We start from the raw sequence: 22,756 nt of genomic DNA, 5'->3' as shown, positions 1-22,756 counted from the left end.
GATATGTCACAGACAGCGATCACACTGGCCTTTGAGCAGTGGAAAGCCAGCCAGGCAGTTACGGGCGAAGCCGTCCTGCTGGATGAGTTTGTTTTTGCCAGCGTGCCGGGGCTGGATATCAATAAGCCGATTGACCGCAACGAAACACTGCCGCCCGCTGCGCAAATCGTTCACCGCCAGGCGGTGAGCCGTAAAGGCGTGGTAAACGATAATGCCGTGGTGCATTCCGTTGTACTGGGTGCGGAAGTGGGTGATTTTTCGTTTAACTGGGTAGGGCTGATTAACAAGGCAAGCAACACGCTGGCCATGATTGTTCATGCCCCGGTTCAGCAAAAGCTGAAAACGAAGGATGGCCAGCAGGGGAACGTGCTTACCCGTTCGTTCCTGATGGAGTATGACGGCGCTCAGGTGGAAACCGGAATCAGCACGCCAGCTGAAACCTGGCAGATTGATTTTACTGCCCGCATGACCGGAATTGACGAGCGTCAGCGCCAGGAGAATATCGACCTTTACGGGGCGGCTGCTTTTCTGGGCGATGGCTGGCTGGTTGCGAAAAAGGGTTCCCAGTTCTTTGTCACTGCCGGGGCGGGATATGTCCGTGGTCTGCGTGCGCAGCTGGCCGCTAACCAGAACATTACCGTGGCAGCTAAGCCCGTAAAAGTGTGGCTGGATGTAACCTGGACGGGAACACTGACCAGCGCCTGGAGTGTTACCAGCAAAATCACCCAGGCGGCGAACCTGGCGGATTATGTCCAGAACGGCGTACAGCATTACGTTTTTGCGGTGGCCAGCATCGATGCAGAGGGCAACATTACCGATCTGCGTCCGAAAGGCACGCTTAACGATCAGACCGCCAGCGACGCGCTAAAAAAGCATGAGCAATCACGCAATCATCCTGATGCCACCACGTCGGTTAAGGGTTTCACCCAGTTAAGCAGTGCCACAGACAGCGAATCTGAAGGGATGGCCGCAACACCCAAAGCGGTGAAGGCTGTCTTTGATCTGGCCACGGCAAAATACACTGCTCAGGATGCCACTACCGGACAGAAGGGGATTGTGCAGTTAAGCAGTTCGCTGGCCAGCACATCTGAAACGCAAGCCGCCACGCCTAAAGCTGTCAAAGCCGTGAATGATGAACTGGTGAAAGTAAGAGACAGCCTGGGCACAGCGTCAAAAGCCAATGTTGTTACGTCAATGTCGGACACTACTGCCGGGCGTGTGCCAGTCGTCGGCTGGCTGGGGCTGGGTGGGGGAGCCAGAGATACCAACGTTTCGAAAGAAACCATCGCCTCGTTCTGGCGCGATACGTCAGAGGCTAAATCAGGGATTACGCTCCCGTATGACGGTACGCCAGCAACTAACTATTTCGGCATTGATGGGGCGAACCACCACGCCTATATCGGGCGTCAGAAATCTGGCGAGGGCATTGCCTGGGTAAAGCTGTACAGCGAATTTAACAAGCCTACTGCGGAGGATGTTGATGCTGTTTCGGCATCACAGGGCGGAACATTTCAGAAAGGCATTGCCGTGAAAGGCAATGGCGCAACGGTAGCGCTCTGGCCGCTTGCTGCGGGCCAGTCCAGCTATCTGTTAGGCAAGGATTACAACGGCGATAACCTGTTTTACTTTGGCCGGGGGAGCGATAGCTACCATGTATCGCTTTATAACTACAAAGGCAACAGCGGCATTATTTTAGGGTGGGAAGGGTCTATTTCGCTTAACCCTGACGCTGGCAAGTCCGTTGTTGTCAATAATGGTCCACTGAAAGCCAGTACTGAAATTCAAAGTTCAAATGCTAACAGCTTCCGGATTGCATACGGGAATTACGGCACCTTCTGGCGAAATGATGGCGCTAATCTTTATCTCATGCTCACTAAGAGCGGTGATGCATGGGGCGGATACGGCAGTCTGCGTCCGCTTACAGTTAACCTTTCTACAGGTCGGGTGTCCGTAGGGCATGGGCTGAATGCGACTGGCCAGGTCGTGCCGTCTGATTATGGCAATTTTGACGCCCTTTATCAGCGTAAAACGGCAACGGTGATTGACGTTCGTCAGGGCAGTCCCGGAACGATTGTACTGAAGCGTAATGGCTGGAATTACGTTCCGGGCGGGTGCGCGTTTACGGGCTGGTATGTTGAAGGGGATGCGCCAGTGGATGACACGATTCAGTACAAGCCGCTCCAAATCAATATTAACGGCGCATGGCGCACGATTTCGGGATGAGTATGCAATTAAAACAACTTTCATTTTATGAGCCTGAAGTAAAAGAGGCTGAAAATATTCTTTATCTGAAAGATGAAGACGGGAACGACTGGTATGCAAGCCAGGAAAAGTTCTCGGCGGTAAAACTCAAAATTGCTTTCACCGATGACGGCATTATCAGAACGGCGGATTACGATGCGTCCGCACTATGGCCAGTGAATATGGCCGTGGCGGAAGTCACAACAAAATCTGTGCCGGAAGGTTTCAATATTGATGGTGGATGGATGTTTGATGGCAAAAAAATCATCCCTGCGCTTGTGGATCACATCGCGCGTGCTGAAGCGAATAAACAAAGCCTGTTGCAGCTGGCAGCTCAGTCCATCGGCCCACTTCAGGATGCTGTTGAACTGGAGCTGGCTTCAGAGGAAGAAATTGCGCTGCTGACGGCGTGGAAGAAATACCGGGTGATGTTAAACAGGCTTGATACCAGTGCCGCCCCGGATATCAACTGGCCAGAGGTTCCTTCTGATGTGGCGTGAAGCCCGTATTGCCTTCAGTGATTCAGTGGGAGCGTTGAATTGTTCCGTGATCCCTGCTCACCCGTGGGTATACGGGCTGGGGCAGCAGACAGAAAACGGGGCTTATCTCAGTCCGGTGAATGCTATCAACTACCTGGCTGAAAAGCTGGCCGGGACGGGCGGGGCGGCGGATATCGTGATCATGATGGTTTCTGGCCAGACGCATGACAATTTCATGGCCAACCTGAATCAACTGGTGGACGTGTTCCCCAGTCCGGCGTTTACCCAGGTAGGGAGGCTGGCGCAATCCGCCGCGCAGCTGGCTGCGGAGAAAATGCAAATCCCGGCGAAATACAGCCAGAGTTTGCCCTCTGCGATCCCGCTTTCCGTACCGACCAGCCGCACAGCGCTGACCGCCGCAGCGGTACAAAAAGCCCGGCAGGAAGCAGCTGCAACGGCTGATATACCCACGGTCAAAAAGCTGATGGGGGATTTTCAGCAGCAGCGTGAAAGCATGATTTCAGACATTGCCAGCGGGCTGTCTGATTTACAGGGAAAAAGCGCCAGGGCGTGGGTGTTCACAGCCAGCGGCGATCTGCCGTCTGCGCTTCTGGAGCTGGTAAAGGGGATTCCGCTTCAGTCAGCAATTTATACCGCTGCCATGATGCTGGTTGGCGACAATCTCGACGGCATAAAAGGAATGATCCATGACATCGAATCCGACACTGGCGCTTAACGGGGAAGCCGTTCTGCTGAAAAACATGCGCGTCACGGTTTCCCAGCAATTCCAGGATAAAGACCAGTCCGGCCAGACCAGCGCCACGACGAAATCAGAGCAGGGCATTAAGGGGAAGGAGCTGCGCGTGTCCGGGGAGGTTCCCTTTAAAAATCCTGAGATCCTGCGCCGCATCTTCGAGCTGGGCAGCGCGACGGATGCCAGCGGCCAGCGTCAGAAATACCGTGTAGCCCATGAGGCCGCACGCGCTGTGAATTTTCGTGAGGCGACGTTTACCGGAACGCTGGACGCGCCGCCACAGGATGGCCGCATGTCCTGGCTGGTGACGTTTACGCTTTCGGAACATATCAGCGTGCAGGAAAAACGTGAGGCCAGGGCGAGCGGCAAAACCACGGCAGTAAAACAAACGGCGGGAAGCGGCACTGGCCAGAACGGGAGCCAAGCAGCTGGCGAAGATGAAGAAAAAATGACGTGGTTTGAGCGTAAGGTGCTGAAGCCCGTCAATGAAGTACTGGGGTAAAGATGAAGCCTATTAAACGCCTGTATCTTTCAACGGATGAAATCCATCTGGCTGATGCCAGCCTGGTGCTGGAGCTGAACAGCTGCGGCCGGGGGTTTATCACGGCAGGGACGACGCAGGACTACACCGGGAAAGTGGTTCGCCTCGATGTGGGTTATACCGATCTGGTGCTTCGATGGTTTACCGGGTATGTGGAGCGCTCGCAGCCTGCGGAAAATGGTTTTCAGCGGTTGTTTGTTCGTGAGCTGGTTGGCGTATTCGAACGCCTCTGGCCATGCTCCTTTCAGCACCCCACGCTGCGCAGTGTGGCCAGCTGGCTGACGGAGCACAGCGGGCTGACCTTCAGCGTGCCGGATGCCGAATATTCAGATCGCCCGATTCCGCACTTGACGCACAGCGGGACGGGTTATCAGTTGCTGGACAATCTGGGCAAAGCTTTCGGCATCACGGATTTCATCTGGTATCAGCTATCGGATGGTGGTGTGTATATCGGCGGTGCAGAAAAGGCGCTGTTTGCTGATCGCCCGGTTGAGATCCCTCATGAATTTAGCCAGGGAGTGGCCGGGGGCAATTCCATGACACTGCCCGTGGTGCAGAGTCTGCGTCCTGGTGTTCAGCTGAACGGTGAAAGGGTGACGAAAGTCCACCTGGAAAATGACACGATGGGCGTGACGTGGACACCGCGCAACCGCGCCACAGGTCAGGCATTGCAAAAAACACCCGTACAGCGCCAGATTGAGAGCCATTATCCGGAGCTGGCTTCCGGTCTGCATTTGCCCAAATTTGCCCGTGTTATGAATCCGGTTGAGGCAGTCAAAAGCGGGAATTTCTCCGATCCGTTCCGTCCGCGTTATGCCGTTGATGTGCAGCTGCTTGACGCTGACGGCAATCCGGATAAAGACACGCCTGTTTATTCTGCCGTTCCGCTACCGGTTCCGATGGCGGGTAATGATTCCGGGATGTTCCAGTTTCCGCCTGAAGGCACGCTGGTTGAGATCGGATTTACGGGCGGACGGCCTGATAAGCCCTTTGTGCGCCAGACCGTCCCGGACGGAACCAGCCTCCCGGATATTCAGCCTGGTGAGCAGTTACAGCAGCAGCGTGCGGAAGTCTCGCAGCGTGTTACCCAGGCGGGTGACTGGGTGAGACAGACTGACCAGACGATCAGCGAAACGTCAATGGCGCGTGTGGTTAAAGCGGACACGGAACAGCGCGAGCTGGTCAGCCGGGAAACCACGATTAAAGCCACGGATAAAGTCACGGTGCTGGGTACGTCCACACTGATGGCCGGAGCCATTCAGCAGGTATGCACAGGCGATTACAGCCAGGCGGTGAATAACCGGGTCGCCAGCGTGGATGGGAACGATGATACTGATATTGCCGGAACGCAGACCGTGACGACAGGCAAAGACCTGATCGAGAAGATTGGCCAGATTCGTAAAAGCGTGGCGGCAGTTCAGCAGCAGATTATTGCCCCAGTGGTCTGGATCGGTTCCGGCAGTATCAACGTTGCCCAGCTGATGCTGGACACGCTGGATGTGGTGAAAGAGCTGGCGGAACAGACAGCGAGCCACAGCCACAGTAATACGGGGGCGCCGACTAATGCGGCCGCCATTCGGAACACGGGAACAAAAGCTGACACCCTCAATTCAAAATACTCCCCTGTCATAGGGAAATAACCTCACCCAATCCCAGCCCGCGAAAGCGGGTTTTTTATGCCCTTTATCCCCTGCCGGGGATATTTCATCTTTATCCCTTTGCGGGGATAGCATCACGCGCAACCCGCCGCGCTCTGCGATGTCCTCTCCTTCTGACAACATCCGCAACAGTCAAAATAGATCGTACCCACAGCGGGGCGCTGAGAGCGCCACAGCATGACAAAATAAATCATCCGCAGACCAAAATCGCACTACACCGCACCCGCCTGCGGTTTTTGGATCGTTGAAGTTTTTCAGTTTTATTTTTCTACAAACCAGAACGCCAGGCGCGTCAGTGCAGGAGGCTTTGCGGAAAACCATAACTGAAATGATTGAAAAAAATTTCAGTGTTTTTCAGCTTGATTGTCCTTAAACGTATACCATAATGTATTTAACATATTGAAAGTTAATGGTAATAATGATTTTTAGTGATGCTGGAAGGGGCGTTCCTTTTGAGTGATTTTTTTTAGTAGTAATGGAAAACCTAGGGATGGCGGCACTTTAGGGCGGATTGCTTATTAGGATCTAAATGAAAAAGCAACATTGAACGTTACAAATGTATACAGTGTATAGAGATGGTGGGAGATTGATGATTCGAGTAGTTAACTTCTATCTCGACACTACATAATGTAGAATCAAAACAATCATGTGCAATAGGTTTTCCACAAATTACGGAATATAATTATGTCGAAGAGAATAGTTTTTTTTAATCACAAAGGTGGGGTTAGTAAAACCACATCAGTATATAATTTAGGATGGATGTTATCGAGGAATCATCGAGTGTTAGTAGTCGATGGAGATCCCCAGTGCAATCTTTCTAGTTTAATACTTGGCGATAGATTTGAACAATATTATTCAGAAGAGAATACAAAAAGACATAATTTAAAAGATGGGGTGGAAGTTGCTTTCAAAGGTAAACCGCAAGCTATAGCACCCGTGGACTGTATAACCCCAGCACGTGCTCCTAATCTTTTTCTTCTTGCAGGTCATGCTAATTTATCAGAATACGAAGCCTCACTGACATTTGCCCAGACATCAGGTAACGCATTAGCCACATTGCAAAACTTGCCTGGCGCCTTTTCCGAATTAATTAAGCTTACAGAAGAAAAATATGATATTGAATATACGTTGATTGATTTAAATCCAGGTTTGAGTTCAATAAATCAAAATTTATTTCTTTGTTCTGATTCATTCATCATTCCGACTAACCCTGATCCATTCTCTATTATGGCTATAGATATTCTTAAACAGGTGTTGCCTCGTTGGATGGACTGGAAAAAGACTAATTTTTCCTTTTTTGAGGATAGTGCATACCCCTTAAGAGAATCTCAGACAAAATTTGTTGGGATGCTCATTCAGCGATTCAATGTTAGGAACGGTCGAGCAGCAAGACCTTACAGGGACAACATTGCTGAGATAAAGCGCAAAGTTGTTGAGGATTTAATGCCATCCTTGACAGGTATTGGTATGAGTTTAAATGAATATCCTCAAGACGTTGTTGATGAGGGATTCTGTCTTGCAGAAATTCCGGACTTCCAAGGACTTTTGCCAAAGTCCTATGCAGCAGAAGTTCCTGTATTTGAGTTGAGGGATGAAGAAATTGGAGAAACAGGTCCTGTATTTGATCAAATGTCCTCTAATAGAGACAGATTCCGCCTGCAATTTGAGGAGCTCGCTGAAAAAGTTGTAAGGACGTTGGACTATGTCTAGAGCGCATATGGTTTTTAAAAGGAATATAAATGAGGCAAAGCAACTTTCTGCATTACATAACTATCTTTGCAATAGAATCCAGTTGCCCATGTCTCACGATGACATCCTACGTGCGCAACTAGTGAATTGTGTTAGCGCATTTGATAAGCTAATTCATGACCTGATATTAGATGGGGTATTGGAAATTTATTTGGGAAGAAAAAATCCGACTTCCAAATATCTCAACGAGGTTCTTCCCTTAAATACATACCTTCGAATGCAAGCAGCAACAATACCTCCTCCTGAGTATTTTTTTAAAGAGGCAATGTTTTCTAAATTGAAGACTATTTCATATCAAGATCCTTCTAAGATTGCTGATGGTTTATCGTATATTTGGGATGAAAGCCATAAGTGGGTGAAAATTGCCACTGAAATGGGAATTAGTGACGAGGTTGTAAAGAGAAACCTGAAATTGATTGCCACAAGGCGTAATTCGATTGTTCATGAAGCTGATTTAGATCCTGTGACCCATGTAAAGCTTGATATTGACTCACCAACGGTTAGTTTAAACTCGGATTTTATCGAGGCTTGCGGTGACGCTATCGAAAAATTAGTTAGCTAACTATAGTAATTAAGCCTTAATCGTGTATTAAACGCACTTTTCAGAGGAATGACTACATGCATAAAGATTTAAATAGTAAAATCAGAAAGTTAAAAGAAAATCTGGAAGAGGTAGGAAACACTACGCAGTTAACTTTTCCTGAGTTATTTAACTCAAATTTTTTGAGGGAGTGTTCTTCGTTTACTTCAATTGAAGAATTATTTGAAAAATCTGGTTTCAAAGTGGAGTCACCTGAAGATTTCAAAGCCATACCCGATGATGAATGGGAACGCTTCATTGTACAAAACACAACATATGATAGTTGGCTAGAAATGCAAAATGATGCAGTGACTAAGCTCCTCAACGAACGAATGATGCAGGGGCTATAATCCAAAATATGAACATAAGGACACTGTATCTACTCCTTGTCTTAGTGGACGTTAAGTGGACAGTGTCAAAAACAAGGGGTTATTGTTTTTCGTAACCCCTTGTTTTAGTTATTGTGTACAGGAGGGTGACTCACGTCAGAAATTAAATCAGACTCGGTATCTGTTATTTTTATTGCATCGGCAGCTTGAATTAACTTAAGAGCATCTTCAGTCGAGACACCGCTTAAGTTGATAATTTTTCTATCTGCGGCAACCTCAATCCTTATGCTGCTTTTTCTTTGTAACATATTCAAAACCTTCAACACTTGAGGGGCAAACTTTTGCCCGCGTTCAAAAATTATACTCAGAAAATCTTTAATGCTTGGGTTTGCCGAAAAGCACTGAACTTTTTTTGCTTCGAGACCAACTTTTGAGCACTCATCAATGAAAAATTGTTTTGTCTCTTCCTGAATGTAGAAAACCAATGAAGAGTACCTAGATAGATTTTGAGATGACACAAGAATTTTTCCTTACCAAAAAACGCATAAAGCTGTCGCCACTTTGTCGCCAATGGCCATACCGATTGTCTGTAAGTTATTGGTTTAAAGATGATAATATAGCAGGCAACAAAAAACCCATCAACCTTGAACCAAAACGGCGGGGTTGATGGGCTCCACAAATTGGGGGACATCAAAGAAAAGCAGTGGCACTAATTATGACTGCCTCCTTTTGGAAAAGTTCTGCGCATATCTAAAATAATTTTCTCGATGCGCAAACTTGAGAGTTATCCGAGTCCCGGCCAGATGATGATGATCAGCGTACCCGCCAGCGTCAACAGCACGTTAGCAATGGCGTATGTGCCCGCGTAGCCCAGGGCCGGGATGTTACTGCGTGCAGTATCGCTGATGATTTCCATCGCGGGCGCACAGGTGCGGGCACCCATCATCGCGCCAAATAACATGGCGCGGTTCATGCGCAGAACGTAAGCGCCGAACAGGAAACAGATCACCACCGGCAGCAGGCTAACAATCAAACCGGCGACCAGCATCTGCCAGCCGACGGCACCCAGACTGTGTCCAATACCGCTGCCCGCGCTCAAACCGACGCCCGCCATAAAGACCATCAGGCCAAACTCTTTCACCATATTCAGCGCGCCCTGCGGGATATAGCCGAAGGTTGGGTGGTTAGCGCGCAGGAAGCCCAGCATAATTCCGGCGAATAAGAGCCCGGCGGCGTTGCCAACGCCAAAGCTGAAGTTGCTGAACTGGAACGTGATCATCCCAATCATCAGGCCGACAATAAAGAAGGCGCAGAAAGCCAGCAGATCGGTCACCTGGCTGTGGATGGAGATAAAGCCGATACGGTCGGCAACGGTTTTGACGCGGCGTGCGTCGCCGCTCACCTGGAGCACGTCGCCCTTGTTGAGAACGACATTGTCGTCGATCGGCATTTCAATCTGGCTGCGGATCACGCGGTTTAAGAAACAACCGTGATCGGTCAGCTTAAGTTGCGCCAGGCGGCGACCCACGGCGTTGTGGTTTTTGACCACAATCTCTTCGGTAACGATGCGCATGTCGAGCAGATCGCGGTCAAACACCTCTTTGCCGTTACGGAAGCTGGGATCGAGACGGGCATGCGCATCGGGATAACCTACCAGCGCGATATCGTCGCCCATCTGCAACACCGCGTCGCCATCCGGGTTCGCCAGAATGCCGTTGCGGCGAATGCGTTCGATGTAACAGCCGGTCTGGCGATAGATCCCCAGCTCACGCAAATTTTTACCGTCAGCCCAGGCCACCAGCTCCGGCCCCACGCGATAGGCGCGGATCACCGGTAAGTAGACTTTGCGTTTAGTGTCAGTGTCCAGGCCGCGTTCACGGGCGATTTGCTGGGCGCTGGTTTGCAAATCCTGGTGCTGTAATTTTGGCAAATAGCGTGCGGCGACAATCAGACTGACCAGACCGATCAGATAGGTGAGGGCATAACCCAAACTCAGATGATCGAGCGCAACGGAAAGTTGGCTCCCTTCCATCCCCGAGTGGCGCAACGTGTCGCCAGCGCCGACGAGAACGGGCGTCGAGGTCATCGATCCTGCCAGCATGCCTGCAGTTAACCCGATATCCCAGCCAAACAGTTTGCCCAACCCTAATGCGATAATCAGTGCGCTACCGACCATCACCAGCGCCAGCACCAGATAATTTTTGCCGTCGCGAAAGAAAATTGAAAAAAAGTTCGGGCCCGCTTCTACGCCTACGCAAAAAATAAACAGCATAAATCCAAGGTTTAGCGCGTCGGTGTTAATGCTGAAATGTTGTTGGCCTAATAATAATGAGACGACTAAAACGCCAATGGAATTACCGAGTTGAACTGAACCCAGGCGTAATTTGCCCAGGCACAGGCCTAATGCCAGTACAACAAATAATAACAGGATGTAATTCCCGTTTAACAAATCTGCGACGTTTATATTCACGAAGGCTAACTTCTTGTTTACCGTTAAGCTGTTGAAAGAAAGGGTTATTTAGGCTACTGTTTTGTTCCATGCGCGAGCAGAAAAATACACTTTTCACACACTAAGAATATATCCGAAGAACAATAACTGGCCGATAGTCTAATCGCATTGGATATTCAGAGCCAGTAAAGATCGCATATCACCTATGGGCTTTGGCAAGGAGTGCCACGTTGCTTTATCTGACTGGGCGTCCGCTGGACGAATGTGTATTCGATAGAGATGAAGTCAGGAGGATTTTTGAACATAAAACGGAACTGGGCGGGGGTCGCCTGCTGTTTCTTGTTGTTTACCGTGGTTTGCCTGGTATTAGCGAATGTGAAGGGCGCGTTTCGGTCATCAGGTCATCCTGAGCTGGGGTTACTGTTTTTCATTCTCCCAGGGATAGTGGCCAGTTTTCTGACGCGCGGTGAAGCGGTATTTAAGTCGTTGATTGGTGCGGTTCTGGCGGCACCGCTATGCCTGGTGGTGATGCGCTGGGTGTTTGTACCGTCGCGTTCGCTGTGGCAGGAACTGGCGTGGCTGATGAGCGGAATATTCTGGTGTGCGCTGGGCGCGCTGTGCTTTCTCTTTGCGCGCAGTCTGATCCGACGTCTGCGTCACAAATAAAAACGCCCTCCAGAGAGGGCGCTTCACACATTACTGGGCAGCAAAAAGACCCAGATTCTCTTTCGCATAGGCTTCGAAATCAGTGAAACCACCAATGTGCGTCTGATCGAGGAAAATCTGCGGCACGGTTTCAACCGGTTTACCCACGGTTTTTTCGAGGTCAGATTTGCTGATGCCTTCCGCGTGGATATCAACGTAGCGGAAGTTAAAGTCATCACGCTCAGCGGTCAGTTTTTCTGCCAGTTCTTTAGCGCGCACGCAGTAAGGGCAACCTGGACGTCCAAAAATCACTGCAAACATATCTCTCTCCTAAAACGTAAGCCCGACGGCGAATGACGCTTATAGTGCACGATAACCTGCCCTCATGAAAAGCAGGTTTCACCTGTCGCTTTGATATCTTTAGGCTATATTTCGCCAATTACACGTTCGCCATCTTTGCCTATACTGGCTGGAAACCGCGTAAAGAGAGAGAAAAGAGAGACCTATGACCCCGACGATTGATGTGATCCGTTCCCACCGTTCTATCCGCCATTACACCGACCAACCGATTACGGATGCCCAGCGGGAAGCGATTATCGCAAGCGCGCAGGGAACCTCCAGCTCCAGCTTTTTACAGTGCACGTCGATTATCCGCATTACCGATCCCTCGATGCGTGAGCAACTGGTGACGCTGACCGGCGGGCAGAAGCATGTCGGGCAAGCGGCTGAGTTTTGGGTATTCTGCGCCGATTTTAATCGTCATCTGCAAATTTGTCCCGATGCGCAACTGGGGCTGGCGGAACAGCTGCTGCTGGGCGTGGTGGATACCGCAATGATGGCGCAAAATGCGTTAACAGCCGCGGAATCGCTGGGTTTGGGTGGCGTGTATATCGGTGGCATTCGCAATAACATTGAAAGTGTGACGGAACTGCTGCAACTGCCAAAACACGTTTTACCGCTGTTTGGCCTGTGCCTTGGCTGGCCCGCTGATAACCCGGACGTGAAACCGCGTATTCCTGCTGCGATGCTGATGCATGAAAATCACTATCAGCCCGTGGATGCTGACGTGCTGGCGCAGTACGACGAAGACCTGGCCAACTATTATCTGACGCGCGACAGCAATAATCGTCGCGACACCTGGAGTGACCATATTCGTCGCACCATTATTAAAGAAAACCGTCCGTTTATTCTCGACTATTTACATAAACAGGGCTGGGCCGTGCGATAGCACATTTATCCTGCGCCCTGCTGCGTATATGATACGCAGGCTCTTATTGAGTTTTTAGAGAGGTGCAGGGTGAAAATTGCCATTTTGTCCCGGGATGGAACGCTCTATTCTTGTAAGCGCCTGCTTGATGCGGCGAATAAGCGTGGCCATTCGGTTGAGATCCTCGATCCGCTGTCGTGCTATATGAACATCAGCCCGGCAGCGTCTTCAATCCATTATAAAGGTCGCCAGTTACCGCACTTCGATGCGGTGATCCCGCGCATCGGTTCGCAAATGACCTTCTATGGCACCGCCGCGTTGCGTCAGTTCGAGATGCTCGGCAGTTATCCCCTGAATGAATCTGTTGCCATTACCCGCGCGCGCGATAAATTGCGTTCCCTGCAGTTACTCGCCCGACAGGGCATCGATTTACCGATGACCGGCATTGCCCATTCGCCCGACGACACCAGCGATTTAATTGCAATGGTGGGCGGCGCACCGCTGGTGGTGAAGCTGGTGGAGGGCACCCAGGGCATTGGAGTGGTGCTGGCCGAAACGCGTCAGGCAGCCGAGAGCGTGATTGACGCGTTTCGCGGCCTGAATGCGCATATTCTGGTGCAGGAATATATCGAAGAGGCGAAAGGGCGCGATATTCGCTGTCTGGTCGTCGGCAATGAGGTGGTGGCGGCGATTGAACGCCAGGCGAAAGACGGGGATTTCCGCTCTAATTTGCACCGTGGCGGCGTGGCGCGTATCGCGAACATCACCGAGCGCGAACGTGAAATCGCCATTACAGCGGCGCAAACCCTTGGACTGGATATTGCGGGCGTGGATATTTTGCGCGCTAACCGGGGGCCGATGGTGATGGAGGTTAATGCCTCGCCAGGCCTTGAAGGGATAGAGAAAACCACGGGCGTCGATATTGCGGGTAAAATGATCTCATGGATTGAGCGCCACGCCACGCCGGGCTATTGCCTGAAAACGGGTGGTTAGGAACACGCTTTTTGCGTACTCTAAGCAAAGTTTTTTATTACGAGGCTGCACTCTATGGATTTACAGGTCGTTCCAACTCTGGATACGTTACGTCACTGGCTCGACGATGCTGGCATCACTTACTTTGAGTGTGATTCCTGTCAGGCGTTGCACCTGCCGCACATGCAAAATTTCGACGGCATTTTTGACGCCAAAATCGACCTGATTAACGACGTAATTCTTTTCTCGGCGCTGGCCGAAGTAAAACCGTCGGCACTGCTGGCCCTGGCCTCTGATTTATCGGCAATCAATGCCGGTTCTTTGACCGTGAAAGCATTTCTCGATATTCAGGATGATAATCTGCCAAAATTGGTGGTTTGCCAGTCTTTATGCGCCGGTGCGGGGTTGTCATTTCAGCAGTTTGCCTGGTTTATGCGCCAGAGCGAAGAGCAAATCTCGATGGTGATGTTAGAGGCCAGCGCGCACCACCTGCTCTTTATGGCTGAAGATGAAGAGGTCGAGAATAACGATTCACGCGACGCGTTTCTGCACTAAAACGCGCTGACACTCTCGCAGTCGCTACCGCAGCGGCTGCATAACACCCTCTAATCTGCTGCTATTAACCTCCCTTTAAAGAATATTTCACCTGTCTGCGGGCCTGTTCGGCTTATCACATAGACCCTTTCTGCGTAAAAAATTGATAAAAACCGCTTTTTAATCTGGGCTATAGCCTGGGGCACAGGCTACAGTTATTCTTGCGGAGCTTAAAAAAGCGAGCGAAAACTGCCAGAAGGTTTTTTCTTTTGCGTCAGGCAGAGCGACAAAATATGCATGATTCTTGCATATCCCCAAATGCATGCTTTTAGTTCGTTTGTTAACAACAGTTAACGAGCTTTCATAAGGAATAACGATATGGTCGCCTTTAATAAAAAATGGTTATCGGGTCTGGTTGCGGGCGCTCTGATGGCTGTCTCTGCCGGTACGCTCGCTGCGGAACAAAAAACGCTGCACATTTATAACTGGTCTGATTATATCGCGCCGGATACGGTGGCGAATTTCGAAAAAGAGACCGGGATTAAAGTGGTTTACGACGTCTTTGACTCCAACGAAGTGCTGGAAGGCAAATTGATGGCGGGCAGCACCGGCTTTGACCTGGTGGTTCCCTCGGCCAGTTTCCTTGAGCGCCAGCTGGCGGCCGGCGTTTTCCAGCCGCTGGATAAGAGCAAGATGCCGAACTGGAAAAACCTCGATCCTGAAGTGCTGAAGATGGTCGCGAAGCACGATCCGGATAACAAATACGCCTTACCGTATTTGTGGGCGACGACCGGGATTGGCTACAACGTCGATAAAGTGAAAAAGGCGCTGGGAACCGACGTACCGCTGGACAGCTGGGATATGGTGCTGAAACCGGAAAACCTGGCCAAGCTGAAAAGCTGCGGCGTCTCATTCCTCGATGCGCCTGAAGAGATTTTTGCCACCGTGCTGAATTACCTCGGCAAAGATCCGAACAGCACCAAAGCAGATGACTACACCGGGCCGGCCACCGACCTGCTGCTCAAGCTGCGTCCAAACATTCGTTACTTCCATTCATCTCAGTACATTAACGATCTCGCTAACGGCGATATCTGTGTTGCCATCGGCTGGGCGGGTGATGTGTGGCAAGCGGCCAACCGCGCGAAAGAAGCGAAGAATGGCGTGAACGTGACCTATACGATCCCGAAAGAGGGCGCGCTGGCGTTCTTTGACGTCTTCGCAATGCCTGCGGATGCGAAAAACAAAGATGAAGCCTATCAGTTCCTGAACTACCTGCTGCGTCCGGAAGTCATTGCCCATATCAGCGATCACGTCTTCTACGCCAACGGTAACAAAGCGTCGGTGCCGCTGATCAGCGCTGAAGTCCGTGACAATCCAGCAATCTTCCCGCCGGCAGATGTGTTCGCCAAGCTGTTCACGCTGAAAGTACAAGACCCGAAAATCGACCGCGTGCGTACCCGTGCGTGGACGAAGGTGAAAAGCGGTAAATAATTCATTCACCGACTTTTTCCAGGCCGGGAATGTTCAGAACATCCCGGCAACAGGCGCACCGAAAGGGTGCGCCTGCACCAGTTTAGATTGATGCCGGAGAGCACCCCGTGAATGAAGCGAACCCCCGCCCGCAGGCGAAAACCCGTAAAGCGCTGACCCCGCTTCTTGAAATCCGTAATTTGACGAAGTCCTTTGATGGTCAGCATGCCGTGGACGATGTCAGCCTCACCATCTACAAAGGCGAGATCTTTGCGCTGCTTGGCGCGTCCGGCTGTGGCAAATCCACGCTGTTGCGGATGTTGGCCGGTTTTGAACAGCCGACAGCCGGGCAAATTATGCTGGATGGCGTCGATCTCTCCCGCGTGCCGCCTTACGAACGCCCGATCAATATGATGTTTCAGTCCTACGCGCTGTTCCCCCATATGACGGTGGAGCAGAACATCGCGTTTGGCCTGAAGCAGGACAAGCTGCCAAAAGCGGAAATCACTGCACGCGTGGCCGAAATGCTCAGCCTGGTGCATATGCAGGAATTCGCAAAGCGCAAGCCGCATCAGCTTTCTGGCGGCCAGCGTCAGCGCGTGGCGCTGGCGCGTAGCCTGGCAAAACGGCCAAAACTGCTGCTGCTTGACGAGCCCATGGGGGCGCTGGACAAAAAGCTGCGCGACCGTATGCAACTCGAAGTGGTGGATATTCTTGAGCGCGTGGGTGCGACCTGTGTGATGGTGACGCACGATCAGGAAGAGGCCATGACCATGGCCGGACGCATCGCGATCATGAACCGCGGTAAGTTCGTGCAAATCGGCGAACCCGAAGAGATTTACGAGCACCCGACCACGCGCTACAGCGCGGAATTTATAGGTTCGGTCAATGTGTTTGAAGGGTTGCTGAAAGAACGTCAGGAAGATGGTCTGGTGATTGAAGCGCCAGGGCTGGTGCATCCGCTGAAAGTAGATCCTGACGCCTCGGTCGTGGATAACGTGCCGGTTTACGTTGCACTGCGTCCGGAAAAAATCATGCTCTGCGAGGCGTCGCCTGCCGATGGCTATAACCTTGCCGTCGGAGAAGTGGTGCATATTGCATACCTGGGCGATCTCTCGATTTATCACGTTCGACTCAAAAGCGGCCAGATGATCAGCGCCCAGTTGCAGAACGAGCACCGCTACCGAAAAGGGCTGCCAACGTGGGGCGATGAAGTGCGTCTGTGCTGGGACGCGGACAGTTGCGTCGTGCTGACGGTATAAGGAGCGGCAATGAGTACACTTGAACCCCCTGTCCGCGAGCCTAAAACCAGCGGATTCGCGAAATGGCTGACGCATATGCAGATGGCGCATGGCCGCAAGCTGGTGATCGCCATGCCGTACGTGTGGCTGATCCTGCTGTTCCTGCTGCCATTCTTGATTGTCTTCAAGATCAGTCTCGCCGAAATGGCGCGGGCGATCCCGCCTTATTCCAATCTGATGGAGTGGGCGGACGGAACGCTGACGATCGCGCTGAATTTGGGTAATTATTTACAGCTCACCGACGATCCGCTCTATTTCGAAGCATATTTGCAGTCGTTGCAAATAGCCGCGGTCTCGACGATCTGCTGTCTGGCGATCGGCTATCCGCTTGCGTGGGCGGTGGCGCACAGCAAACCGTCGACGCGCAATATTCTGCTGTTGCTGGTGATTCTGCCGTCATGGACCTCGTTTCTGATCCGCGTGTACGCGTGGATGGGGATTCTGAAAAACAACGGTGTACTGAATAACTTCTTGCTGTGGCTCGGCGTTATCGATCAGCCGCTGACGATTTTGCACACCAATCTGGCAGTGTATATCGGCATTGTGTACGCCTATCTGCCGTTTATGGTACTGCCCATTTATACGGCGCTGACGCGCATTGATTATTCGCTGGTGGAGGCCTCACTGGATCTCGGTGCCCGTCCGCTGAAAACGTTTTTCAATGTGATTGTCCCCCTCACCAAAGGCGGCATTATCGCGGGGTCGATGCTGGTGTTTATCCCTGCAGTCGGTGAGTTTGTTATCCCGGAACTGCTCGGCGGCCCGGACAGCATCATGATTGGGCGCGTGCTGTGGCAGGAGTTCTTCAACAACCGCGACTGGCCGGTGGCCTCTGCGGTCGCGATTGTCATGCTGCTGCTGCTGATCGTGCCGATCATGTGGTTCCACAAGCATCAGCAAAAACAGATGGGAGATCACGGATGAATAATTTACCGGTCGTACGCTCTCCGTGGCGCATTCTGATTCTGGTGCTGAGCTTCACGTTCCTTTACGCCCCGATGTTGATGCTGGTGATCTACTCGTTCAACAGCTCCAAACTGGTGACCGTTTGGGCGGGCTGGTCGACGCGCTGGTACGGCGAACTTTTCCATGATACCGCCATGATGAGCGCGGTGGGGTTGAGTCTGACGATTGCAGCCTGCGCAGCCACCATGGCCTCTGTTCTTGGCACCATTGCCGCGCTGGTGATGGTGCGATTTGGTCGCTTCCGTGGCTCGACGGGCTTTGCGTTTATGATAACCGCTCCGCTGGTCATGCCGGACGTCATCACGGGTTTGTCGTTGCTGCTGCTGTTTGTCGCGCTGGCGCATGCGATTGGCTGGCCGGCGGATCGGGGCATGTTGACCATCTGGCTGGCGCACGTCACCTTCTGTACCGCCTATGTGGCGGTGGTGATTTCGTCGCGTCTGCGCGAGCTGGATCATTCGATTGAAGAGGCGGCGATGGATCTCGGTGCTACGCCGGTTAAAGTCTTCTTCATCATTACGCTGCCGATGATTATGCCTGCGGTGATCTCGGGTTGGCTGCTGGCGTTTACGCTGTCGCTCGACGACCTGGTGATTGCCAGCTTCGTTTCAGGCCCGGGTGCCACGACGCTGCCGATGCTGGTTTTCTCCAGCGTACGCATGGGCGTTAACCCTGAGATCAACGCCCTGGCGTCAATCATTTTAGGGGTTGTGGGCGTCGTGGGCTTTATTGCCTGGTATCTGATGGCGCGCGCGGAAAAACAGCGCGTGCGCGATATCCAGCGTGCAAGACGCGGCTGAAGCATTTAAAATTCTCAATGAAGTGCCGCGCGTGTCGCGGCACTGTTTTTCAGGGAAGTAAAAACATTGGGATTCTTAACGAAATCGCGACAAGCACATGCTCGCCTGAACGTACCTGCTCTTGTGCAGGTAGCGGCGCTCGCCATTATTATGATCCGCTGTCTGGATTTAGTGATGCTGTTTAATATGCTGGGTCTGCGTGGCGTGGGGGAATTTATCCATCGCAGCGTGCAAACGTGGAATTTGACACTCGTTTTCATGGGCAGCCTGGCGCTGGTTTTCGTTGAGATCTACTGCGCTTTTTCCCTGGCGAAAGGACGTAACTGGGCGCGGTGGGTGTTTCTGCTGACCCAGGTGATTGCCACCGGTTATCTGTGGGCCGCGTCGATCGGCTATGGGTATCCCGAGCTGTTCAGTATTGCCGGTGAGTCGAAACGAGAAATTTTCCGCTCGCTTATGCTGCAAAAACTTCCGGATTTGCTGGTGCTGTTCCTCCTCTTTGTTCCTGCGTCCAGCCGACGGTTTTTCCGTCTGCAGTAATGTGTATACACGTCATTCTTTAAGCTGTCTCTGCGTTGGCTGCGTCTGCTCACCCCAGTCACTTCCTTGAATAAGGCCGGGGGATTCTTAGACTTGCCGCCTTGATACAACTTGAATGATTTTGTGTATATAATCGCAGCCCCGTTATTCTTAAGGTTTTCCTATGCAGTGCGCACTCTTTGATGCCGGTCGTTGCCGCTCCTGTCAGTGGATTGAGCAGCCGGTTTCCCAACAACTCTCCGCGAAAATGACCGATTTGCAGCAGCTGCTTGCATCGCACCCGGTGGCGGAGTGGTGCGCACCCGTCAGCGGGCCGGAGCAGGGCTTTCGCAATAAAGCCAAAATGGTGGTGAGTGGGAGTGTTGAAAAACCGCTGCTGGGGATGTTGCACCGCGACGGCACGCCGGAAGATTTGACCGACTGTCCGCTGTATCCCGCTTCGTTTGAGCCGGTCTTCGCGGCGCTGAAACCCTTTATCGCCCGTGCGGGTTTGACGCCCTATAACGTTGAGCGTAAACGCGGTGAACTCAAATACCTGCTGTTAACTGAAAGCCAGCTCGACGGCGGAATGATGCTGCGCATTGTCCTGCGTTCCGAAGCCAAAATTGAACAACTGCGCGCGGCGCTGCCGTGGCTTCAGCAGCAGTTACCGCAGTTGAAGGTGATCACGGCAAATATTCAGCCGGTACATATGGCGATTATGGAAGGGGAGAAAGAGATTTTCTTCACTGAGCAGCAGGCGCTGGCGGAAAGTTTTAACGACGTCCCGCTGTGGATCCGCCCGCACAGTTTCTTCCAGACCAACCCGACGGTGGCGAGTCGGCTCTATGCCACGGCGCGCGACTGGGTGCGGGCGCTAAACATCCATCATATGTGGGATCTTTTTTGTGGTGTTGGCGGCTTTGGTCTGCACTGCGCCACGCCGCAGATGACGCTGACGGGTATTGAGATTTCGCCGGAAGCCATTGCCTGCGCCAAACACTCTGCTGCGCAATTAGGCTTAACCGATCTTCATTTTCAGGCGCTGGATTCTGCAGAGTTCGCCACCGGTCAGGGCAGCGTGCCTGAACTGGTGCTGGTGAATCCTCCGCGTCGGGGCATCGGTAAAACGCTGTGCGATTACCTGAGCCAGATGGCACCTGACTTCATCATCTATTCCAGCTGTAACGCCCGGAGCATGGCAAAGGATTTTGACCACTTGCCCGGCTACCGTGTAGAGCGCGTTCAGCTTTTTGATATGTTCCCGCACACCGCGCACTACGAAGTGTTGACGCTGCTCGTCAAATCTTAAACAAAATGTGAACTCTTCTGCCGCCCAAAATCAGGTAAGCTTTAACGGTTAAACACTGAAAAAGGCAAATGAATGGCGGCGGCAAAACAGATTCTGCTGGTGGAAGACGACGGCGATATCGCGTCTCTCCTGCGTTTACATCTTGAAGACGAAGGTTACGTCATTACCCATGAGGCCGACGGTGCCAAAGCGTTGCTGCTGCTTGAGCAGGTGCAATGGGATGCGGTGATCCTCGATCTGATGTTGCCTCATGTCGACGGGCTGGAAATTTGTCGTCGCATTCGCCAGCTCACCCGCTATCTGCCCATCATTATTATCAGCGCCCGCAGCAGTGAAACTGACCGCATCACCGGGCTGGAAACCGGCGCGGATGACTATCTGGCTAAACCCTTTTCCGTGCAGGAGCTGATTGCCCGCATTAAAGCGCTGTTCCGTCGCCAGCAGGCGATGGGGCAGGCGCAGGCCAACGGGCAAATTTATGCGCACGGCCTGGCGCTGGATCCGCTCTTGCGGAGCGTGCAGCTGAACGGCAAAGAGGTGGTGCTCACGCCACGCGAATTTGAGCTGCTGTACTTTTTTGCCCGTCATCCCGGCGAGGTGTTCTCGCGTCTGGCTTTGCTCGAGCAGGTCTGGGGCTATCAGCACGAAGGCTACGAACACACCGTTAACACCCATATCAATCGCCTGCGGATCAAGATAGAAAAAGACGCCGCCGAGCCGGAAATTATTCGTACCGTCTGGGGCAAAGGCTATAAATTTGCGGAGTTTCATCATGACGCGCAGGTTTAGCCTCAGCCAGCGGCTGACGCTGCTGTTTATTCTGTTGCTGATGCTCAGCGCGGCCGTGGCCTGTGTGGTGCAGCTCTACACCAGCATGCAGTACGGCAACGCCATGGTTCAGCGCCTGTCGGGCGGGCTGGCGCAGCAAATTGCTCAGCGCGAACCGATTCTTGATGCGCAGGGCAAGGTCGATCGCCATCGTCTGAAGCCGCTGTTCGATCGGCTGATGACGTTTAATCCCAGCGTAGAGCTGTACGTGATTTCGCCGGACGGCGAGCTGCTGGCTGATGCGGCCCCGCCGGGGCATATTCAGCGGCAACGCATTGCGATTGCGCCGCTGCAAAATTTCCTCAGCGGCGAAACGTGGCCGGTGTATGGCGACGATCCGCGCAGTCTCGATAAGCAAAAAGTCTTCAGCGCCACGCCGCTTCGCCAGGACGGCCAGCTTCGCGGCTATTTGTACATCATCCTGCAAGGTGAAGAGTTTAATGCGCTCGCGGACATGGCGTGGCACAAAACGCTCTGGAGCACTGCGATGTGGTCGTTGCTGCTGGTGGCCCTGTTTGGCCTGCTGGCGGGCCTGCTGGTGCGCTATTGGGTGACGCAACCGGTCAAGCGACTGACGGCGGAAGTCTCCGGTCTGGAGCAGGACAGCATCAGCGCCATAAAACAGCTTGCAGACCAGCCGCTCGAAAACAGCACGGGTGATGAGGTGACGCTCCTGCGCAACACCTTTATCGAACTGGCGCGCAAGATTACGTCCCAGTGGGATCAGCTGGCCGACAGCGACCGGCAGCGTCGGGAATTTATCGCCAATATTTCTCACGATTTGCGCACGCCGCTCACGTCGTTGCTGGGGTATCTGGAGACGCTATCGATGAAATCCGCGACCCTGACGGCAGAAGAGAGCCAGAAGTATCTGGCCACGGCGCTGCGACAGGGGCAAAAGGTGCGGCATCTTTCGCAACAGCTGTTTGAACTGGCGCGCCTGGAATATGGCGGCATCAAACCGCAGCGCGAACGCTTTGCGATGGGCGAGCTGATTTCCGACGTGGCGCAGAAGTTTGAGCTGACCGCGCAGACCCGTGAGCTTCGCCTGCATATTGATGTCCCAGGGCGGCTGCCTCTGGTGAATGCTGACGTCTCGATGATCGAGCGGGTGGTGACGAATCTGCTGGATAATGCGATGCGCCACACGCCTGCGGGCGGCGATATTCGCCTGGCGGTGTGGCAGGAGAATCAGCAATTGCAGGTGGAAGTGACCGATAGCGGACCGGGGATTGCGGCGGCGTTGCGGGATGAATTATTCCAGCGACCGTCTGCGTTGAGCCAGCAGGCATCGCGCGAAAATCGCGGCGGATTAGGGCTGTTAATCGTGAAAAGGATGCTGGAGCTGCACGGCGGCGGGATTAACCTGATGGAGGCGGCGAGCGGGGCGCGTTTCCGCTTTTATGTACCGCTATAAATCAC

At 52.5% G+C, this 22,756-nt stretch carries 23 protein-coding genes; 20 read left to right on the top strand and 3 right to left on the bottom strand.

Features of this window, described 5'->3' with window-relative positions; genetic code table 11:
* The first annotated feature begins 3 nt into the window (after positions 1-3).
* From AC0LWE_RS06465 to AC0LWE_RS06430, 8 genes are all read left to right on the top strand, one after another.
* Positions 4-2,223: a tail fiber protein gene (locus AC0LWE_RS06465; protein WP_234593781.1), complete on the top strand. Its 2,220-nt coding sequence runs from the start codon at positions 4-6 to the stop codon at positions 2,221-2,223.
* A gap of 2 nt (positions 2,224-2,225) precedes the next feature.
* Positions 2,226-2,741 (top strand): tail fiber assembly protein, encoded by a 516-nt coding sequence (locus tag AC0LWE_RS06460; protein ID WP_474265060.1) that lies wholly within the window; start codon positions 2,226-2,228, stop codon positions 2,739-2,741.
* Positions 2,731-3,456, top strand: a complete 726-nt coding sequence (locus AC0LWE_RS06455) for a hypothetical protein (protein WP_234593780.1) — start codon at positions 2,731-2,733, stop codon at positions 3,454-3,456. Before AC0LWE_RS06460 ends, AC0LWE_RS06455 begins: the two co-directional genes overlap by 11 nt.
* A complete protein-coding gene (locus AC0LWE_RS06450) occupies positions 3,428-3,976 on the top strand; it encodes a baseplate complex protein (RefSeq protein ID WP_123428387.1) in 549 nt (182 codons plus the stop codon). Before AC0LWE_RS06455 ends, AC0LWE_RS06450 begins: the two co-directional genes overlap by 29 nt.
* 2 nt (positions 3,977-3,978) lie before the next feature.
* On the top strand, positions 3,979-5,655 hold the full coding sequence (locus AC0LWE_RS06445; protein ID WP_234593779.1) for a phage baseplate assembly protein V: 1,677 nt from the start codon (positions 3,979-3,981) through the stop codon (positions 5,653-5,655).
* Positions 5,656-6,357: 702 nt separating this feature from the next.
* Entirely contained in the window at positions 6,358-7,383 is a 1,026-nt protein-coding gene (locus AC0LWE_RS06440; RefSeq protein WP_234593778.1) for a ParA family protein, read from the top strand.
* The gene (locus tag AC0LWE_RS06435; protein WP_234593777.1) at positions 7,376-7,984 is read left to right on the top strand and encodes a HEPN domain-containing protein; all 609 of its coding nucleotides are present in this window, start codon (positions 7,376-7,378) and stop codon (positions 7,982-7,984) included. Before AC0LWE_RS06440 ends, AC0LWE_RS06435 begins: the two co-directional genes overlap by 8 nt.
* A 56-nt stretch (positions 7,985-8,040) precedes the next feature.
* Entirely contained in the window at positions 8,041-8,352 is a 312-nt protein-coding gene (locus tag AC0LWE_RS06430; protein WP_234593776.1) for a hypothetical protein, read from the top strand.
* 104 nt (positions 8,353-8,456) lie between these two features.
* Here the strand turns inward: AC0LWE_RS06430 and AC0LWE_RS06425 are convergent, their stop codons facing one another.
* A complete protein-coding gene (locus tag AC0LWE_RS06425; RefSeq protein ID WP_234593775.1) occupies positions 8,457-8,849 on the bottom strand; it encodes a hypothetical protein in 393 nt (130 codons plus the stop codon).
* A 266-nt stretch (positions 8,850-9,115) separates the two neighbouring features.
* Positions 9,116-10,801 carry an aspartate:alanine antiporter gene (locus AC0LWE_RS06420; protein WP_219346837.1) on the bottom strand — a complete coding sequence of 562 codons (1,686 nt, stop codon included), beginning with the start codon at positions 10,799-10,801 and terminating at the stop codon, positions 9,116-9,118.
* A gap of 276 nt (positions 10,802-11,077) precedes the next feature.
* Between AC0LWE_RS06420 and AC0LWE_RS06415 the strand changes: the two genes are divergently transcribed.
* Positions 11,078-11,446: an inner membrane protein YbjM gene (locus AC0LWE_RS06415; protein WP_059178505.1), complete on the top strand. Its 369-nt coding sequence runs from the start codon at positions 11,078-11,080 to the stop codon at positions 11,444-11,446.
* A 30-nt stretch (positions 11,447-11,476) separates the two neighbouring features.
* On the opposite strand, the gene AC0LWE_RS06410 is transcribed toward AC0LWE_RS06415, so the two are convergent.
* On the bottom strand, positions 11,477-11,746 hold the full coding sequence (locus AC0LWE_RS06410; RefSeq protein WP_012016764.1) for a GrxA family glutaredoxin: 270 nt from the start codon (positions 11,744-11,746) through the stop codon (positions 11,477-11,479).
* 184 nt (positions 11,747-11,930) lie between these two features.
* Between AC0LWE_RS06410 and nfsA the strand changes: the two genes are divergently transcribed.
* The 11 genes from nfsA to AC0LWE_RS06355 all read left to right on the top strand — a co-directional run bounded on the left by nfsA (position 11,931) and on the right by AC0LWE_RS06355 (position 22,751).
* Positions 11,931-12,653, top strand: a complete 723-nt coding sequence (gene nfsA, locus AC0LWE_RS06405; protein WP_059178504.1) for an oxygen-insensitive NADPH nitroreductase — start codon at positions 11,931-11,933, stop codon at positions 12,651-12,653.
* A gap of 69 nt (positions 12,654-12,722) precedes the next feature.
* On the top strand, positions 12,723-13,625 hold the full coding sequence (gene rimK, locus AC0LWE_RS06400; protein ID WP_219346836.1) for a 30S ribosomal protein S6--L-glutamate ligase: 903 nt from the start codon (positions 12,723-12,725) through the stop codon (positions 13,623-13,625).
* Between the two features lie 54 nt (positions 13,626-13,679).
* The gene (locus AC0LWE_RS06395; protein ID WP_059178502.1) at positions 13,680-14,159 is read left to right on the top strand and encodes a YbjN domain-containing protein; all 480 of its coding nucleotides are present in this window, start codon (positions 13,680-13,682) and stop codon (positions 14,157-14,159) included.
* 357 nt (positions 14,160-14,516) lie between these two features.
* A complete protein-coding gene (gene potF / locus AC0LWE_RS06390) occupies positions 14,517-15,629 on the top strand; it encodes a spermidine/putrescine ABC transporter substrate-binding protein PotF (protein WP_012016768.1) in 1,113 nt (370 codons plus the stop codon).
* 107 nt (positions 15,630-15,736) lie between these two features.
* Positions 15,737-16,870, top strand: a complete 1,134-nt coding sequence (gene potG, locus AC0LWE_RS06385) for a putrescine ABC transporter ATP-binding subunit PotG (protein WP_219346835.1) — start codon at positions 15,737-15,739, stop codon at positions 16,868-16,870.
* A gap of 9 nt (positions 16,871-16,879) precedes the next feature.
* Entirely contained in the window at positions 16,880-17,833 is a 954-nt protein-coding gene (gene potH / locus AC0LWE_RS06380) for a putrescine ABC transporter permease PotH (protein ID WP_059178500.1), read from the top strand.
* A complete protein-coding gene (gene potI, locus AC0LWE_RS06375; RefSeq protein ID WP_131488479.1) occupies positions 17,830-18,675 on the top strand; it encodes a putrescine ABC transporter permease PotI in 846 nt (281 codons plus the stop codon). The genes potH and potI overlap by 4 nt, the downstream gene beginning before the upstream one ends.
* Before the next feature lie 42 nt (positions 18,676-18,717).
* A complete protein-coding gene (locus AC0LWE_RS06370; protein ID WP_164841601.1) occupies positions 18,718-19,215 on the top strand; it encodes a YbjO family protein in 498 nt (165 codons plus the stop codon).
* A 163-nt stretch (positions 19,216-19,378) separates the two neighbouring features.
* Positions 19,379-20,506 (top strand): 23S rRNA (uracil(747)-C(5))-methyltransferase RlmC, encoded by a 1,128-nt coding sequence (gene rlmC / locus AC0LWE_RS06365; RefSeq protein WP_219346834.1) that lies wholly within the window; start codon positions 19,379-19,381, stop codon positions 20,504-20,506.
* A gap of 72 nt (positions 20,507-20,578) precedes the next feature.
* Positions 20,579-21,295 (top strand): response regulator transcription factor, encoded by a 717-nt coding sequence (locus AC0LWE_RS06360; RefSeq protein WP_202667092.1) that lies wholly within the window; start codon positions 20,579-20,581, stop codon positions 21,293-21,295.
* The gene (locus tag AC0LWE_RS06355; protein WP_202667091.1) at positions 21,279-22,751 is read left to right on the top strand and encodes a sensor histidine kinase; all 1,473 of its coding nucleotides are present in this window, start codon (positions 21,279-21,281) and stop codon (positions 22,749-22,751) included. Before AC0LWE_RS06360 ends, AC0LWE_RS06355 begins: the two co-directional genes overlap by 17 nt.
* The last annotated feature ends 5 nt before the right edge of the window (positions 22,752-22,756 follow it).

The organism is Lelliottia sp. RD5, assembly GCF_056032945.1.
This window is presented reverse-complemented; position numbering and strand designations above follow the sequence as displayed.